We start from the raw sequence: 14,327 nt of genomic DNA, 5'->3' as shown, positions 1-14,327 counted from the left end.
TAATGCAACGTTAACCTAGTTTATGTACTAATATCCATACAGTGTAGACCCTAAACGAGCACTCGTTATAATCAATTCATAAAAAAACCGAATTCAACCGGTAAGAACAACTTAATGCGACTTATAAAGCGACTTATAAAGCGACTTACAAAATGGCTTCTTGGCCTTGCGATTCTTGGCCTGACTCTTGGAGTCATTGCAGCTGGCGGCATCTATCTCTACTTTAGCCCGCAACTGCCAGATATAGAGACCCTCAGGGATGTTAAGTTTCAAACTCCTCTTCGTGTCTACAGTTCCGATAAGAAGCTAATCGCTGAATTTGGCGAGATGCGTCGTAGCCCTATTCGTTTCGAAGAGACGCCCACTCACTTTATCCACGCGCTTCAAGCAGCGGAAGATGCACGCTTCTTTGACCATCAGGGCATCGATATTCGAGGCCTGTTTAGAGCCGCGTTACAGCTTGCCACTTCGGGGAAAATTCAGAGTGGTGGCTCTACTATTACAATGCAGGTCGCTAAGAACTTCTTCTTAAGTCGCGATCGCACCTTTGAACGTAAATTTGTTGAGATTCTTCTAGCACTACAAATTGAGCAGTCGCTTACTAAAGAGGAGATTCTAGAGCTCTACATCAACAAAATTTATCTAGGCCACCGTTCATACGGCGTACAAGCGGCCGCTCAGGTTTACTACGGTAAAGACATCAATGAGCTTTCTGTAGCTCAACTTGCGATGATTGCAGGCCTACCTAAGGCTCCTTCTGCCTACAACCCAATCACCAACCCACAGCGCGCACTCGAGCGCCGCAACTGGATATTGGGCCGAATGAAAGAGTTGGGCTACCTAGAGGAGCTTGAGTACAGCCGCGCGGTTGCCGCACCTGTGACAGCCACCTATCACGGTGCTGACATCGAGGTTCCAGCACCCTACGTTGCTGAAATGGTTCGCAGCGAGCTTTTCGAGACCTACGGTGAATCTCTCTACACCGAGGGTATGAGCGTCTACACAACAGTGGATAGCACTATGCAAGACGCTGCAGACAAAGCTCTGCGTGCAGCACTTTTAGATTATTCAGAACGCCACGGATATCGGGGCCCAGAACAGCACTTTGACCTAGAAGCCCTGGAACCAGAAGCGCTACTTACAAAACTAAAAGCAACGCCTGAGTATGGCAACTTGCAGCCAGCGCTAGTGCAGTCGATCGATGAGACAAGCGCCACTCTACTAATGGCGGATGGTTCAACTGAGCGACTCAGTTGGTCCGGCTTAGAGTGGGCTAGAGCCTTTAAAGGCGTCGACTCAATGGGCCCGAAACCTGAGCGCACCTCAGATATTCTCAAGCCAGGCGATTTGATACGTGTGCGTTATGGCAACAGCGGTTTGATGCTCACCCAAATCCCCGAAGTACAGGGTGCAATTGTAGCAATCGACCCTGAAACAGGTGGGTTAAAAGCGCTTTCTGGCGGCTTTAGTTTCTACCTGAATAAGTTCAACCGCGCAGTGCAGGCTTATCGCCAACCTGGCTCCAACATTAAGCCGTTCCTTTACAGTGCAGCGCTAAGCAATGGTTACTCACCCGGTTCTGTTATTAACGATGCGCCAGTGGTATTCCACGATGTCAGCCTTGAGGGTGACTGGCGACCAGAGAATGATAACGGTAAGTTTGGTGGCCCTACCCGCCTTCGCGAAGCGCTCTATCGCTCACGCAACCTGATCTCTATTCGACTCATGCGCGCCATGGGAATTGAACCGACTAGAGAATTCATTCTTCAGTTCGGTTTTGAAGAGGAGAAGCTGCCTAAAAACCTTTCGCTTTCGCTCGGAAGTGCTGATGCAACCCCACTCCAAGTCGCAACAGGCTATGCCACCCTGGCTAACGGGGGTTACCGCGTAAATCCTTATTTGATCGACCGACTACTTGATAGCGAAGGAAATGAGCTCTTTGCAGCCAATCCAATCATCGCATGTGCGCACTGCCCAGAGCGCCAGCAAGCGGAGATGATGGCGCGTGAATTGGCTGAGATGAATGCCGATACAGCTTCAGGAGCTGAAGTGAGTAACGCGGAACAACAGCTTATTACACTTGAAGGAAAACCGCTGGCTAAGCAGTTACTTGATGACCGTACCGCATACCTTTTACACGACATGATGCGAGACGTTATCAAAAAAGGTACTGGCCGCCGTGCTCTAGTACTTAAGCGAGGCGACATTGCTGGCAAAACCGGCACAACCAACGAACAAAAAGATGCTTGGTTTAGTGGCTTCTCGCCCAAACTCAGTGCAACCACCTGGGTAGGCTTCGACCAACCCTCGCCTTTAGGCCGTCGAGAATATGGTAGTAGCGCCGCTCTACCGATGTGGATCGACTTTATGAAAGTTGCACTGCGTAATGTTCCAGAGAGCTACCTTCCTGAACCGGCAGGTATTTCGGCCGTTCTGATTGACCCAACAACAGGCCAACTCGCCTATCCTGGGCAGGAGAATGCGATGCTGGAGCTTTTCAAAGAGGAGTCTGTACCGACAGAGACAGCACCTCGACCTGGCCAAGAGGCACCACCGCCAACGTCGGAAGAGCTATTTAGATAATTGGAAAGTCTATTTAGCCGATACACACAATTAACTTGAGCAAAAATCGGACATAAAAAAGGGAAGCTAAAGAGCTTCCCTTTTTATTTGAGCTATAGATTAGCTCAGTGGATAGTTAGCTGGCATATCTTTACGAGCAACACCCGAATCGATTGCAGCTTTAGCTACTGCGTATGAGATAGCACCTAGTAGGCGAGAATCCGTTGCTTTTGGCAGAATGTATTCACGACCAAACTCAAGCGAATCAAGACCGTATGCATCCAACACTTCCTGAGTAACAGGCTGCTTAGCAAGCTCAGCAAGTGCAACTACTGCAGCTGCCTTCATCTCTTCATTGATTGCAGACGCACGAACATCTAGCGCACCACGGAAAATGAATGGGAAGCCAAGCACGTTGTTAACCTGGTTAGGGTAGTCAGAACGGCCTGTCGCCATGATTACGTCTTCACGTGTCGCACGTGCAAGTTCTGGTTTGATCTCTGGATCTGGGTTTGCACAGGCAAATACAACTGGGCTTGGAGCCATCTTCAGAAGGTTCTCTGGAGATAGTAGATCAGGACCAGAAAGGCCTACGAATACGTCAGCACCTTCACAAGCATCTTCAAGAGTGCGCTTGTCAGTTTCAGTTGCGAACACTGCTTTTTCTGGCGTTAGATCATCACGACCAGAGTGGATAACACCCTTACGGTCTAGCATGTAGATATTCTCTACTTTAGCGCCCATGTTGATCAGCAGTTTCATACAAGCACTAGCAGCAGCGCCAGCACCTAGACATACGATCGAAGCTTCTTCTAGCTTCTTACCCGCTAGCTCAAGCGCGTTGATCATGCCCGCTGCAGTTACGATAGCTGTACCGTGCTGGTCATCGTGGAATACAGGGATGTTACAACGTTCGATAAGGGTACGTTCGATCTCAAAACACTCAGGTGCTTTGATATCTTCAAGGTTGATACCACCGAAAGTGTCGGCAATGCGCGCAACAGTATCGATGAACGCCTGTGGGCTCTCAGCATCAACTTCGATATCGATAGAGTCGATGTTAGCAAAGCGTTTGAATAGTAGCGCTTTACCTTCCATAACTGGCTTAGATGCCAAAGGACCAAGATCACCAAGGCCAAGAATCGCAGTACCGTTCGAGATAACAGCAACTAGGTTGCCCTTAGCTGTGTAGCGGTAAGCATTTTCTGGATCTTTCGCAATTTCACGTACTGGCTCTGCTACGCCTGGAGAGTAAGCAAGAGATAGATCGCGTGAAGTTGATGCTGGCGTAGTGATTTCTATGCCAATTTTACCCGGAGTTGGAAACTCGTGGTAATCCAGAGCTGCCTGTTTAAAATCTTGAGACATCGTCCGTTCCTGATTTGAGTTATACGATAATGCTTAGGCAATTACCCTAAGCTAATCATTTTTTGATAGGTCGTCGCGTGATGATATAAAAATCTGCCACGACGAGATAGTGTGCAGATGCGAAATAATCTAGTTAATTCGGCTTATGAAATGGAAAAATAGCGCTAAAAACCACAAATTCTGGGTTTTCGAGGTACTTATTTCACAATCTGAAAGTGATGCTTATCAGAGAGCGGCAACAGAAAAGGGCTAAATTTTGAGCCCTCTTTAAGGGACTTTCTCCGATCGATCACCCAGCCTCGCACCTGAACACGATCCCCTTGCGTTACGTGCAATTCACTTACCAGTTCATTTGCAACGCGCACCGCCAACTGACGATCAAGGTCGATATAGGTGTACTTTTTACTGCGATCGATGCGTGTGACACTACCGACCACAACGGCAAAACCACCACTATTTATTGAAGAAGCACGCCTCTCAGGTGCAGACCAGAGGCCTGTCCGAGCAGTCTGGGGCTCAGACTCAGCTGCAAATAGACAGGGTGCAATTGCATCATTCGGCGGAATCGAGATAGCCCAACCCAAACCCTCACGGATAAGCCTTTGCGATAACGTCTCACCCTGTTGGACCAAATACCCCAACACTCGGTTGTAGCGATCCTTAGGCTCTTCACCATAGATGAGCTCAACCTCTTTACCCTCAACCCAGGCTTTAAGAGCGAGCTTCGCTTCTATTGAACCCGGTTCTGGATTTTTGTTGGCGTGCAATTCCGGCGTATTGACACCGATAAGGCGGACAGAGCGGCCATCAACAAGTTTAACCGTGTCACCATCGACAGCGTATTTGACCTTCACCGACTCGGAGGGCCCAGGAGGAATGCATTCGGATGCTAGGAGTGGCTGGTAGAGGCTGGAAACAAAAAAGGCACTCGCGATGAGTGCCTTTTTCATGATGTTCATGTGCGAACCTAGAATTACTTCTTAAGGCTGCGAGCGCCGAAACGCTTGTTGAAGCGGTCAACACGGCCACCAGTAGAAGCTTCTTTCTGCTTACCAGTGTAGAACGGGTGACACTGTGAACATACGTCGACGTTCATGTCAGAGCTCATTGTTGAACCAGTGTTCATCACGTTACCGCAAGAACAAGTAATAGTAACTCGGTTGTACTCTGGGTGGATACCAGCTTTCATAGGATTAAAACCTCTATATGTTTTATGTGCCGCCACTTGATACGTCTTGCTATTAGCTAACAAGTATCACGTCCAAGCACCGCACGACTGACGGAAAACCGCCGGGAAATGTCAAGGCGCGCAATTATACGCATCACCCCGCCACTGTACAACTATTGCGCAAAATATATTAAAACCGGCTCTGAAAACTTTTGTATAGGATAGCTGTTGCGTTACCAGTTGCTTCGAAACGCACCAACTCCTAGACTGATCACATCTACCCCGGTCAGTATTTTTCATGTTTGTACGAGTCGCCCTTTCAGTTCCTCTCAATAGGCTGTTTGATTACAGCGTGCCTACTGATATGCGTGTACCTGAAATTGGAGTGCGTGTTTTAGTACCCTTCGGACCGCGCTCAGTCATTGCGCTGGTGATCGAAACTGACTCGCAGACAGATCTAGACGCCTCCAAGGTTAAACCCATCAAGGAGATCCTTGACCCCGAGCCGATTGTAAATAGCGAACAGCTAAAACTTGGGCGCTGGGCAGCATCCTATTATAAGTACCCAATTGGTGATGCACTGATGCATCTTCTCCCTACCTTAGCACGCAAAGAACCTGCCCCCTATCCCAAAGCTATCAACTACTGGCAAGCAGCCAGTGATGCTGAGGTTGAGATGATCAAAAAAGGGGCGGTAAAACAGCGAGCTCTGCTCCACTACATCAAGACACTCGGGCTGGTATCCGAACAGCAGTTGCGAGCAGAGGGATTTTCTTCAACCGTTCAAAATGCCCTTGTAGAGGCAGGCCTAATCAAAGCAGGCGAGCCACCTAGCGATAAAAGCGATACCACCAAATCAGTCACACTTGGCAGCCAGCCCCTGCAACTCAATTCTGAACAGGCCGATGTGTTAGACGCGATCAACAACCAGAGTGGTTTTAATAGCTTTCTCATTGCTGGGGTGACAGGCTCAGGCAAAACAGAGGTCTATCTTCAAGCGATAGAACAGGTACTGCAGCGCGGCCAACAGGTATTAATGTTGGTACCAGAGATTGGGCTAACACCCCAGTTAGTTGAACGTTTTAAAGCGCGTTTTAACACCCCAATCGTTGCAATCCACTCTGGCCTTACCGACCGTCAACGCTTTGATGCTTGGCAAAATGTGGCTCGCGGTGAAGCGCGAATCTTGATTGGTACCCGCTCCACTATATTTGTGCCGTTCAAGGCGCTCGGTATGATCCTCATCGACGAAGAGCATGACACCTCCTTCAAGCAGCAAGAGGGGTTCAGATACCATGCTCGTGATCTCGCCCTAGTACGTGCTCGAAACTTAAATATTCCCGTAGTCATGGGAAGTGCCACACCCTCTCTAGAGTCATTACAAAATGCCACTGAGGGTCGCAACCAGCAATTCCGACTAACCCAACGTGCTGGCAGTGCCACAGAGCCATCGTTTGAACTGCTGGACATTCGCGGCATGGAGTTAGACGCAGGGCTTGCGCCAGAGGTACTACAGCGCATTGATGACCACCTAACACTTGGCAACCAGGCCCTGGTTTTCATTAATAGACGCGGCTTTGCGCCAACGTTAGTTTGCCAAGAGTGTGGCACCATCGTCGACTGCACGCGCTGTGATGCACATATGACACTGCATCGCTCGCCACCGAAATTGCACTGCCACCACTGTGATCGACAAACATCCATTCCACGCTGCTGTAACCAATGTGGCAGCGATCAACTGCGCCCAGCAGGCTCAGGTACAGAGCGGATAGAAGATCGCCTAAATGAGCTATTTCCCTCGAGAAAAATTTTGCGTGTCGACCGCGACTCAACGCAATCCAGAACTGCATTTGAAAAGCTCATGCACGAGGTCAATACCGGGGAGCCCTGCATCCTAGTCGGCACGCAGATGCTAGCCAAGGGGCACCACTTCCCTGGCGTGACACTTGTTGTCATTATCAATGCAGATGCCGGCCTTTTCAGCGCAGATACCCGCGGGATGGAGCGAATGTCGCAATTGATACTGCAAGTCGCTGGACGTGCTGGCCGTGCCGAGCGACCTGGCGAGGTAATTTTGCAGACTCTCCATGCTGAGCACCCTCTACTCAACACCCTGGTAGAAGCTGGCTATATGACCTTTGCCAGCCAAGAGCTCGCAAATCGACAGATTCATTCACTTCCACCCTTTACTCATCAGGCGATTATTCGCGCTGAAGCTAACAAACAGGGGTGGGCTGAAGCGCTATTGAGACGCTTGCGTCAGCACATTGAAGAGACCCTAGATCCAAGCCAGTGCCCGACCCTGTCAGGCCCCTTCCCATCCATCATGGAGAAGCGTGCAGGCATGTACCGGGCACAACTACTCTTTACCGCTCCACAACGCTCCCAGATCCAAGCGACTCTGCACTATGCGCAAAGCCTGTTAGAGCAAGATAAGGCGGCGGCACGCGTACGCTGGAACATTGACATAGACCCCGTCGAATCGCTTTAAAAGCAACCCGCTTCGCAGGTTGGCTTTTACCCCCCGCAAAACGGTATAATGCGCGCAAATTTTCTACCCAGCACTGGGTAATGATCTATTTCACTGAGTACTCGAATGAAAGAACAGATTGCGCACCTGCTCAACGGCGCACTTGAGACCCTAAAAGCTGACGGTAAAATTCCGGCAGATGTTGAAGCCAACATCCAGGTTGAGAACACACGCGACAAGTCACATGGTGACCTAGCGACCAACCTTGCAATGACGCTTGCTAAGCCTGCGCGTAATAATCCACGCGCAATCGCTGAGATGATCTGTGCAGCGCTACCTGCATCAGAGATCGTCAACAAAACTGAAATTGCCGGCCCAGGTTTCATCAACTTCTTTGTCAACGACTCAGCCATCTACTCAGTTGTTAACGACATCCTTGCGCAGGGCGAACAATTTGGTCGCTCGCCAGCTGAGAGCGATGCGCGTGTACAGGTAGAGTTCGTTTCAGCAAACCCAACAGGCCCTCTGCATGTCGGACATGGGCGTGGCGCAGCATACGGCGCAACCCTTGCGGATCTTTTGGAAGCTGCAGGCACCAATGTAGAGCGTGAATACTACGTGAACGACGCAGGCCGCCAAATGAACATCTTGGCTGTCAGCGTTCTACTCCGTTACCTAGAGCTGCTTGGCGCTACAATTACCTTCCCTAGCAATGGCTATCAGGGTGAATACATTCGCGATATCGCCAACGATCTGAAACAGGATCAGGGTGATGCGTTGCAGATCTCTCTTGATGATCTCTATTTCGATGTCATTGCAGATGAGCCTGCAGGTGGCGACAAAGAGCTTCATATCGACGGTTTGATCGAGCGTGCACAGAGCATTCTAGGCGAGCAATACTGGACGCTATTTGATGCAGGCCTAAACTCAATCCTCGGGGATATCCGCGAAGATCTTGGCGAGTTCGGTGTTGACTACCAGTGCTGGTTTAGTGAGCGCTCACTTACAAGCTCAGGCGACGTTGACGAGGCTCTAAAGCGTCTTGATGAGAAAGGTTTCCTCTACGAGCAAGAGGGCAACATCTGGTTCCGCTCTACCGATTTTGGCGATGATAAAGATCGTGTTGTTAAGCGTGCCAATGGCCAAACCACCTATTTCGCATCTGACATCGCTTACCACATGAACAAGTTTAAACGTGGTTTCGAAACTGTCGTGAACATCTGGGGTGCAGATCACCACGGCTATATCACGCGAGTTAAAGCGGCGATCCAGGCACTTGGATACGATCCAGAACGTCTAGTGGTAAAACTGGTTCAGTTTGCCATCCTCTACCGTGGCACTGAGCGCGTACAGATGTCGACCCGTTCTGGTTCATTTGTCACCCTGCGCGAACTGCGTGATGAAGTAGGTAACGACGCTTGTCGCTTCTTCTACGTGACTCGCAAAGCGGATCAGCACATGGATTTCGATCTAGATCTCGCTAAGTCAGAGTCTAAAGATAACCCTGTCTACTACATTCAGTATGCACACGCTCGTATCTGTTCGGTGCTGCGCAAACTTGAATCAGAAGGGATGGCTTGGGATCAGGCTCAGGGGCTTGAATCACTAGCGCGTCTTGAAGCCGAAGCGGAACGTGATCTTGTGACTGCGCTTGGTAAGTATCCAGAGACGGTTAAGAATGCAGCGGCTAACTTTGAGCCACACCAGATCGCTAACTACCTGCGCGATCTAGCATCGGATTACCACACCTACTACAACGGCCATAAGATGCTGATCGACGATGCTGAACTTCGCAACGCACGTATCACGCTATCGGTTGCTGTACGTCAGGTTCTAGCAAACGGCCTGAAGATCTTGGGCGTTAGTGCTCCAGAGCAGATGTAATAGATGTCTCGCAAAGATTACGCCAACAAGCCAAAGCCTCGCCAGAGTGCAACCCGCACTCAGGCTGTGCCTAATCGAAAGAGCCCGCCACCACAAAGTGCCGGCGTCTCTGGCGGCCTAATCTTTGCAGTCATTATCGCACTAGCCATTCTTGGCGGTTTGATCTTCTTTCTACTGAAGCAACCCGCACCAACCACTAAACCTGCAGCTAATTCGTCAGCTCAACCCAAAATTGAAGCCAATGCAGAGCCGCGCCAGCCGGGCCAATCTCTGCCGTTGGATAATATCGATCTGGGTAAAGAGGGCGATGAGCGATTCGGTTTTTACAAACTACTGCAAGAGAGCGAAGTAAAAACACCCGAAGAGTCTGCCTACACCTCAACACCCAAGAGCGCATCACTTGATGGTGTCTATCGTCTTCAAACCGGCTCTTTCCGTCAGGCTAGCGACGCAGAAGCGCAACGTGCCAAACTTGCTCTGCAAGGGCTACCCAATGTTACGACCTCGCTTTCCGAGGGCAGCAACGGCACCTGGTACCGCGTATCAACCGGACCATTCACTACCTACTCTGAGCTGAAGAAAGCACTTACCAAACTGGATAAGCTCAATATCCACCCCGTGCAAAAGAAAGTTAAATAGCTGCATTGAAAATTGCCAGATAACCCTCATCTATGGGTTATAGCTATTTAAAAGGATCCACCTCTTATGACTACGATTGTCTCCGTACGTCGCGATAACAAGGTTGTTGTTGGCGGTGATGGGCAGGTCTCTCTTGGCAACACCGTGATGAAGGGAACTGCACGTAAAGTAAATATGATTCCAAAGCACGAAGTGATTACTGGCTTTGCTGGCAGTACCGCTGACGCCATTACCCTTCGCGACCTTTTTGAGCAGCAGTTGGATAAACATCAGGGCAACATCGTCAGCTCTGTGATTCATCTAGCTCGCGAATGGCGATCTGATCGTGTCTTGCGCCGCTTAGAAGCACTCATGCTCGTAGCAAACAAAGAGAAGACCTTTCTCATCTCTGGCTCTGGTGATGTGATCGAGCCAGAAGATGGTGTGATTGCGATCGGCTCTGGTGGTAACTACGCTCTAGCCGCTGCTCGCGCTCTGGTTGATAACAGCGACTTAGATGCGAAACAGATTGTTGAGAAAAGCCTACATATCGCGGCAGGAATCTGTGTTTTCACGAACGATAACCTCACAATCGAAGAACTTACGTCGATCGCGTAAATAGAGAAAGGAGCGAAAATGTCTAACATGACCCCACGCGAGATCGTATCCGAACTCGATCGACACATCGTCGGCCAAGATGCAGCCAAACGTTCCGTCGCTATTGCGCTACGCAACCGCTGGCGCCGTATGCAGCTAGATTCAGAGCTACGTGCCGAAGTATCACCAAAAAATATCCTAATGATTGGTCCTACCGGTGTCGGCAAAACCGAAATTGCGCGCCGTCTAGCGAAGCTTGCCAATGCGCCATTCATAAAAGTAGAAGCGACTAAATTCACCGAAGTCGGCTATGTTGGTCGCGATGTTGAGACGATCGTCCGCGATCTTGTCGACCAATCGATCAAAATGGTTCGTGAACAAGCGATCGAAAAAAACCGTTTCCGAGCTGAAGAGGCCGCAGAAGAGCGCGTACTTGACGCTCTCCTTCCAGGCGCACGCCCAATCGGCAGTGAAGAGCTCGAAAAGAGCGACAGTGCAACTCGCCAGATCTTCCGCAAGAAACTGCGTGAAGGTCAGCTAGATGATAAAGAGATCGAAATTGAGGTGGCTCAACCCAAGGTCGGCGTTGAGATTATGACACCACCTGGCATGGAAGAGATGACAAGCCAGCTGCAAAGTCTCTTTTCAAGCATGGGCCAAGAGAAGACCCAGACTCGCCGCCTGAAGGTTTCCGAAGCGTTTAAGCTTCTTACCGAAGAGGAGGCAGGAAAACTCGTCAAAGAGGAAGATATCAAACAGCAGGCATTAGACGCTGTTGAGCAGAACGGTATCGTATTCCTCGATGAGATCGATAAGGTTTGTAAACGTGCCGAAAGCGGCAATAGCGATGTAAGCCGCGAAGGTGTCCAGCGTGACCTACTGCCATTGATCGAAGGCTGTACCGTGTCGACTAAACACGGCATGGTAAAGACTGATCACATTCTATTTATCGCATCGGGCGCCTTCCACCTTGCGCGCCCATCTGATTTGATCCCTGAGTTACAGGGCCGCTTGCCAATTCGTGTCGAACTACAAGCACTGACACCGAACGACTTCAAACGCATACTGACGGAACCACGCGCTGCGCTAACCGAACAGTACATAGCGTTGATGGCGACCGAGGGGCTATCGATCGAATTCTCAGCTGAGGGGATCGATCGCATCGCTGAATTGGCATGGGAAGTGAATGAGAGCACCGAAAACATTGGGGCCCGCCGCCTTCATACGATGATGGAACGACTCCTTGAAGAGCTCTCTTTCAAAGCCTCTGACAAGAGTGGCGAAACCATTACCATTGATCGCGATTTCGTTAACAGCCAGCTCGGTGAGTTGAGTAGCAACGAAGACCTCAGCCATTACATCTTGTAATGGCTTAAACGACATTCCGCTGTCAGCTAACCGCCATAAGAAGCAAGGAGAGCCAATATGACTCAAGTACCAGCTCCATTAGAGATCAAGCTTCACAAACGTTCTAAAACACTCGAGCTAGTCTATGCAGATGGCCAGTTTGAGCTCACAGCGGAATTTTTGCGCGTCCACTCACCCTCAGCAGAGGTGCGTGGTCACGGCATTGGCCAAGAGGTGCTGCAAACGGGTAAAAAGTTTGTCGGCATCTCGGGTTTAGAGGCGAGTGGCAACTACGCATTGAAGATCATCTTTGATGACGGCCACGATTCTGGCCTCTACACCTGGCCCTACCTACACGACCTTGCGCACAACCAAGCAACCTACTGGCAAGCCTATCTAGATCGCCTAACAGAGGCCGGTGAAAGCCGTGACAAGGGCCTTATCGCACTAGGCTGATCTGCGACTAGGGACAAGCGAGTCGAGTCTCGCTACAATACGCGCAACTCAACTCTACTCGGAGATGACGCCCCATGGCTGACGATCAAAAGAAAACCACCCACTTTGGCTACCAAGAGGTACCTGTAGATGAAAAAGTAGGCCGCGTTGCTGAAGTTTTTCACTCAGTCGCTGCCAAATACGACGTGATGAACGATCTCATGTCTGGGGGGATTCATCGCCTGTGGAAGCGCATCACCATTGAATCCTCAGGTGCTCGTGCTGGCCAAAAGATCCTTGATATTGCTGGCGGCACAGGCGACCTAACACGTCGTTTTGCCGAGATTGTTGGACCTTCAGGCAAAGTAGTACTCGCAGATATCAACGACTCGATGTTGAAAGTGGGCCGTGACAAGCTCATCAACAAAGGGGTAGCTGGCAACGTCGAATATGTGCAAGCCAATGCCGAGTGCCTACCATTTGAAGATAACACCTTCGATATCATTACCATCGCCTTCGGTCTGCGTAACGTTACAGACAAGGATGCCGCACTTCGCTCAATGAACCGCGTTCTAAAACCGGGTGGCAAATTGATGGTGTTGGAGTTCTCGAAAACCAACAACCCATTGATGACCAAAGTGTACGACTTCTACTCATTCAATATCTTGCCGAAGATGGGTGAAATCATCGCCAATGATGCTGAAAGCTACCGCTACCTTGCTGAGTCAATTCGTATGCACCCAGACCAAGAGACCCTTAAAGGGATGATGGATAACGCCGGCTTTGTTCAGACGCGCTACCGCAACCTGACACAGGGTATCGTTGCACTTCACACTGGTATCAAACCCTAGGATTGAACAATGGACCTTCTCGACGCTACCCTTATCAGCTCGATTGAGTCCTCAATCAACCTCTATCTAAAAGCGCGCCCTCGCGCCCAGCAACGACTCAATGAGCTGGCCGGCCAGTCACTTAGGGTCACCCTAGAGCCTAGCGGCCAACAAACGGTCATCCTCTTTGCTATTGATCAGATACGTGTTCTGCGCGAATTTGAAGGTGATGTCACCACTGAGATCAGCGGCGAGCTCAGCAAACTGATTCAGATGGCTAAAGAGCCTCGCTCAGTTATGTTTGGCCAGGGAGTTAGAGTGTCTGGGGATAGCGCCCTACTGCAACGCCTACAGAACGCACTCTCTGAGCCGGAACTGGATCTCGAACAGTGGTTAGCAAATACAATTGGAGATCTACCCGCCTCTGCGATTAGCCAACAGGTTAAAGCGGTGATGCGTGGTTTAAACAGTGCAACCGACTCTCTCCAGCGCTCAACATCAGAGTATCTGCAAGAGGAGCTGAAAGCCCTCCCCTCAAGGGTTGAGGTAGAAGCTTTTAGCAGTGAAGTTCAGATCCTTCGGAATCAGGTAGATCTAATTGAGAGACGAGTGGCGCGCCTTCTTAAAGATTAAAAAGGCTTCACCACCACAAAGATCAAAATCGGAATAAAGATGAGCAGTGGCAGCTCATTGAATAGTCGAAAATACTTACCGCTCTCGGTCAACTGGTCCGCTTTCAGACGCTTTAGGTAGTTACGGCACCAGAAGTGAAAACCAATCAAGAAGACTACAAACAGCAACTTAGCGTGCAGCCAGCCACCGCTGAAGCCATAGCCTAGCCAAAGCCAGAAACCCAAACCCAGCGTAAAGAGCGCCATGATAGTCATAAAGCCGTAGAGCTTAGATGCCATAATCGAGAGACGCGCTACATCTTGGCCCGCCGCTTTTCCCTCTACATAGTGAACGAAGATTCGTGGCAGATAGAAGATCCCAGCCATCCAACTCGTCATCGCTAAAATATGAAAGGTTTTAACCCAAAGCATCTAAA

General features: G+C 50.0%; 13 protein-coding genes. 9 read left to right on the top strand and 4 right to left on the bottom strand.

Annotation, left to right across the window (positions count from 1 at the left end):
- The first annotated feature begins 114 nt into the window (after positions 1-114).
- Complete coding sequence (locus HH196_RS09875; RefSeq protein WP_169451953.1) at positions 115-2,583, top strand: penicillin-binding protein 1A; 2,469 nt, start codon at positions 115-117, stop codon at positions 2,581-2,583.
- Between the two features lie 99 nt (positions 2,584-2,682).
- Here HH196_RS09875 and HH196_RS09870 read toward each other — a convergent pair whose 3' ends face one another.
- From HH196_RS09870 to rpmE, 3 genes are all read right to left on the bottom strand, one after another.
- Positions 2,683-3,930: a malic enzyme-like NAD(P)-binding protein gene (locus HH196_RS09870; protein ID WP_169451952.1), complete on the bottom strand. Its 1,248-nt coding sequence runs from the start codon at positions 3,928-3,930 to the stop codon at positions 2,683-2,685.
- A gap of 197 nt (positions 3,931-4,127) precedes the next feature.
- Complete coding sequence (locus tag HH196_RS09865) at positions 4,128-4,889, bottom strand: thermonuclease family protein (RefSeq protein ID WP_169451951.1); 762 nt, start codon at positions 4,887-4,889, stop codon at positions 4,128-4,130.
- Positions 4,890-4,903: 14 nt separating this feature from the next.
- A complete protein-coding gene (gene rpmE / locus HH196_RS09860) occupies positions 4,904-5,119 on the bottom strand; it encodes a 50S ribosomal protein L31 (protein ID WP_169451950.1) in 216 nt (71 codons plus the stop codon).
- Between the two features lie 277 nt (positions 5,120-5,396).
- Between rpmE and HH196_RS09855 the strand changes: the two genes are divergently transcribed.
- The 8 genes from HH196_RS09855 to HH196_RS09820 all read left to right on the top strand — a co-directional run bounded on the left by HH196_RS09855 (position 5,397) and on the right by HH196_RS09820 (position 13,912).
- Positions 5,397-7,589 carry a primosomal protein N' gene (locus HH196_RS09855; protein WP_169451949.1) on the top strand — a complete coding sequence of 731 codons (2,193 nt, stop codon included), beginning with the start codon at positions 5,397-5,399 and terminating at the stop codon, positions 7,587-7,589.
- Between the two features lie 105 nt (positions 7,590-7,694).
- Positions 7,695-9,452: an arginine--tRNA ligase gene (gene argS / locus HH196_RS09850; RefSeq protein ID WP_169451948.1), complete on the top strand. Its 1,758-nt coding sequence runs from the start codon at positions 7,695-7,697 to the stop codon at positions 9,450-9,452.
- A 3-nt stretch (positions 9,453-9,455) separates the two neighbouring features.
- Positions 9,456-10,091, top strand: coding sequence for an SPOR domain-containing protein (locus HH196_RS09845; protein WP_169451947.1), 636 nt, complete (start codon positions 9,456-9,458; stop codon positions 10,089-10,091).
- Between the two features lie 66 nt (positions 10,092-10,157).
- Positions 10,158-10,688: an ATP-dependent protease subunit HslV gene (gene hslV, locus HH196_RS09840; RefSeq protein ID WP_169451946.1), complete on the top strand. Its 531-nt coding sequence runs from the start codon at positions 10,158-10,160 to the stop codon at positions 10,686-10,688.
- Positions 10,689-10,706: 18 nt separating this feature from the next.
- Positions 10,707-12,035, top strand: a complete 1,329-nt coding sequence (gene hslU / locus HH196_RS09835) for an HslU--HslV peptidase ATPase subunit (protein ID WP_169451945.1) — start codon at positions 10,707-10,709, stop codon at positions 12,033-12,035.
- 57 nt (positions 12,036-12,092) lie between these two features.
- Entirely contained in the window at positions 12,093-12,470 is a 378-nt protein-coding gene (locus HH196_RS09830) for a gamma-butyrobetaine hydroxylase-like domain-containing protein (protein WP_169451944.1), read from the top strand.
- Positions 12,471-12,544: 74 nt separating this feature from the next.
- On the top strand, positions 12,545-13,300 hold the full coding sequence (gene ubiE, locus HH196_RS09825) for a bifunctional demethylmenaquinone methyltransferase/2-methoxy-6-polyprenyl-1,4-benzoquinol methylase UbiE (protein WP_169451943.1): 756 nt from the start codon (positions 12,545-12,547) through the stop codon (positions 13,298-13,300).
- Between the two features lie 9 nt (positions 13,301-13,309).
- Positions 13,310-13,912 carry an SCP2 domain-containing protein gene (locus tag HH196_RS09820; RefSeq protein ID WP_169451942.1) on the top strand — a complete coding sequence of 201 codons (603 nt, stop codon included), beginning with the start codon at positions 13,310-13,312 and terminating at the stop codon, positions 13,910-13,912.
- Here HH196_RS09820 and HH196_RS09815 read toward each other — a convergent pair.
- A complete protein-coding gene (locus tag HH196_RS09815) occupies positions 13,909-14,322 on the bottom strand; it encodes a CopD family protein (RefSeq protein WP_169451941.1) in 414 nt (137 codons plus the stop codon). The genes HH196_RS09820 and HH196_RS09815 overlap by 4 nt on opposite strands.
- Positions 14,323-14,327 lie beyond the last annotated feature (5 nt).

This window comes from Marinobacterium sp. LSUCC0821 (genome assembly GCF_012848475.1).
Taxonomy (GTDB): Bacteria; Pseudomonadota; Gammaproteobacteria; order Pseudomonadales; family Balneatricaceae; genus Marinobacterium_E.
This window is presented reverse-complemented; position numbering and strand designations above follow the sequence as displayed.

What these genes read in the sequence shown, in the direction of transcription:
- HH196_RS09875 (WP_169451953.1), top strand. Translation starts at nt 115, where the DNA reads ATGCGACTTATAAAGCGACTTATAAAGCGACTTACAAAATGGCTTCTT.
- HH196_RS09870 (WP_169451952.1), bottom strand. Translation starts at nt 3,930, where the DNA reads ATGTCTCAAGATTTTAAACAGGCAGCTCTGGATTACCACGAGTTTCCA.
- HH196_RS09865 (WP_169451951.1), bottom strand. Translation starts at nt 4,889, where the DNA reads ATGAACATCATGAAAAAGGCACTCATCGCGAGTGCCTTTTTTGTTTCC.
- rpmE (WP_169451950.1), bottom strand. Translation starts at nt 5,119, where the DNA reads ATGAAAGCTGGTATCCACCCAGAGTACAACCGAGTTACTATTACTTGT.
- HH196_RS09855 (WP_169451949.1), top strand. Translation starts at nt 5,397, where the DNA reads ATGTTTGTACGAGTCGCCCTTTCAGTTCCTCTCAATAGGCTGTTTGAT.
- argS (WP_169451948.1), top strand. Translation starts at nt 7,695, where the DNA reads ATGAAAGAACAGATTGCGCACCTGCTCAACGGCGCACTTGAGACCCTA.
- HH196_RS09845 (WP_169451947.1), top strand. Translation starts at nt 9,456, where the DNA reads ATGTCTCGCAAAGATTACGCCAACAAGCCAAAGCCTCGCCAGAGTGCA.
- hslV (WP_169451946.1), top strand. Translation starts at nt 10,158, where the DNA reads ATGACTACGATTGTCTCCGTACGTCGCGATAACAAGGTTGTTGTTGGC.
- hslU (WP_169451945.1), top strand. Translation starts at nt 10,707, where the DNA reads ATGTCTAACATGACCCCACGCGAGATCGTATCCGAACTCGATCGACAC.
- HH196_RS09830 (WP_169451944.1), top strand. Translation starts at nt 12,093, where the DNA reads ATGACTCAAGTACCAGCTCCATTAGAGATCAAGCTTCACAAACGTTCT.
- ubiE (WP_169451943.1), top strand. Translation starts at nt 12,545, where the DNA reads ATGGCTGACGATCAAAAGAAAACCACCCACTTTGGCTACCAAGAGGTA.
- HH196_RS09820 (WP_169451942.1), top strand. Translation starts at nt 13,310, where the DNA reads ATGGACCTTCTCGACGCTACCCTTATCAGCTCGATTGAGTCCTCAATC.
- HH196_RS09815 (WP_169451941.1), bottom strand. Translation starts at nt 14,322, where the DNA reads ATGCTTTGGGTTAAAACCTTTCATATTTTAGCGATGACGAGTTGGATG.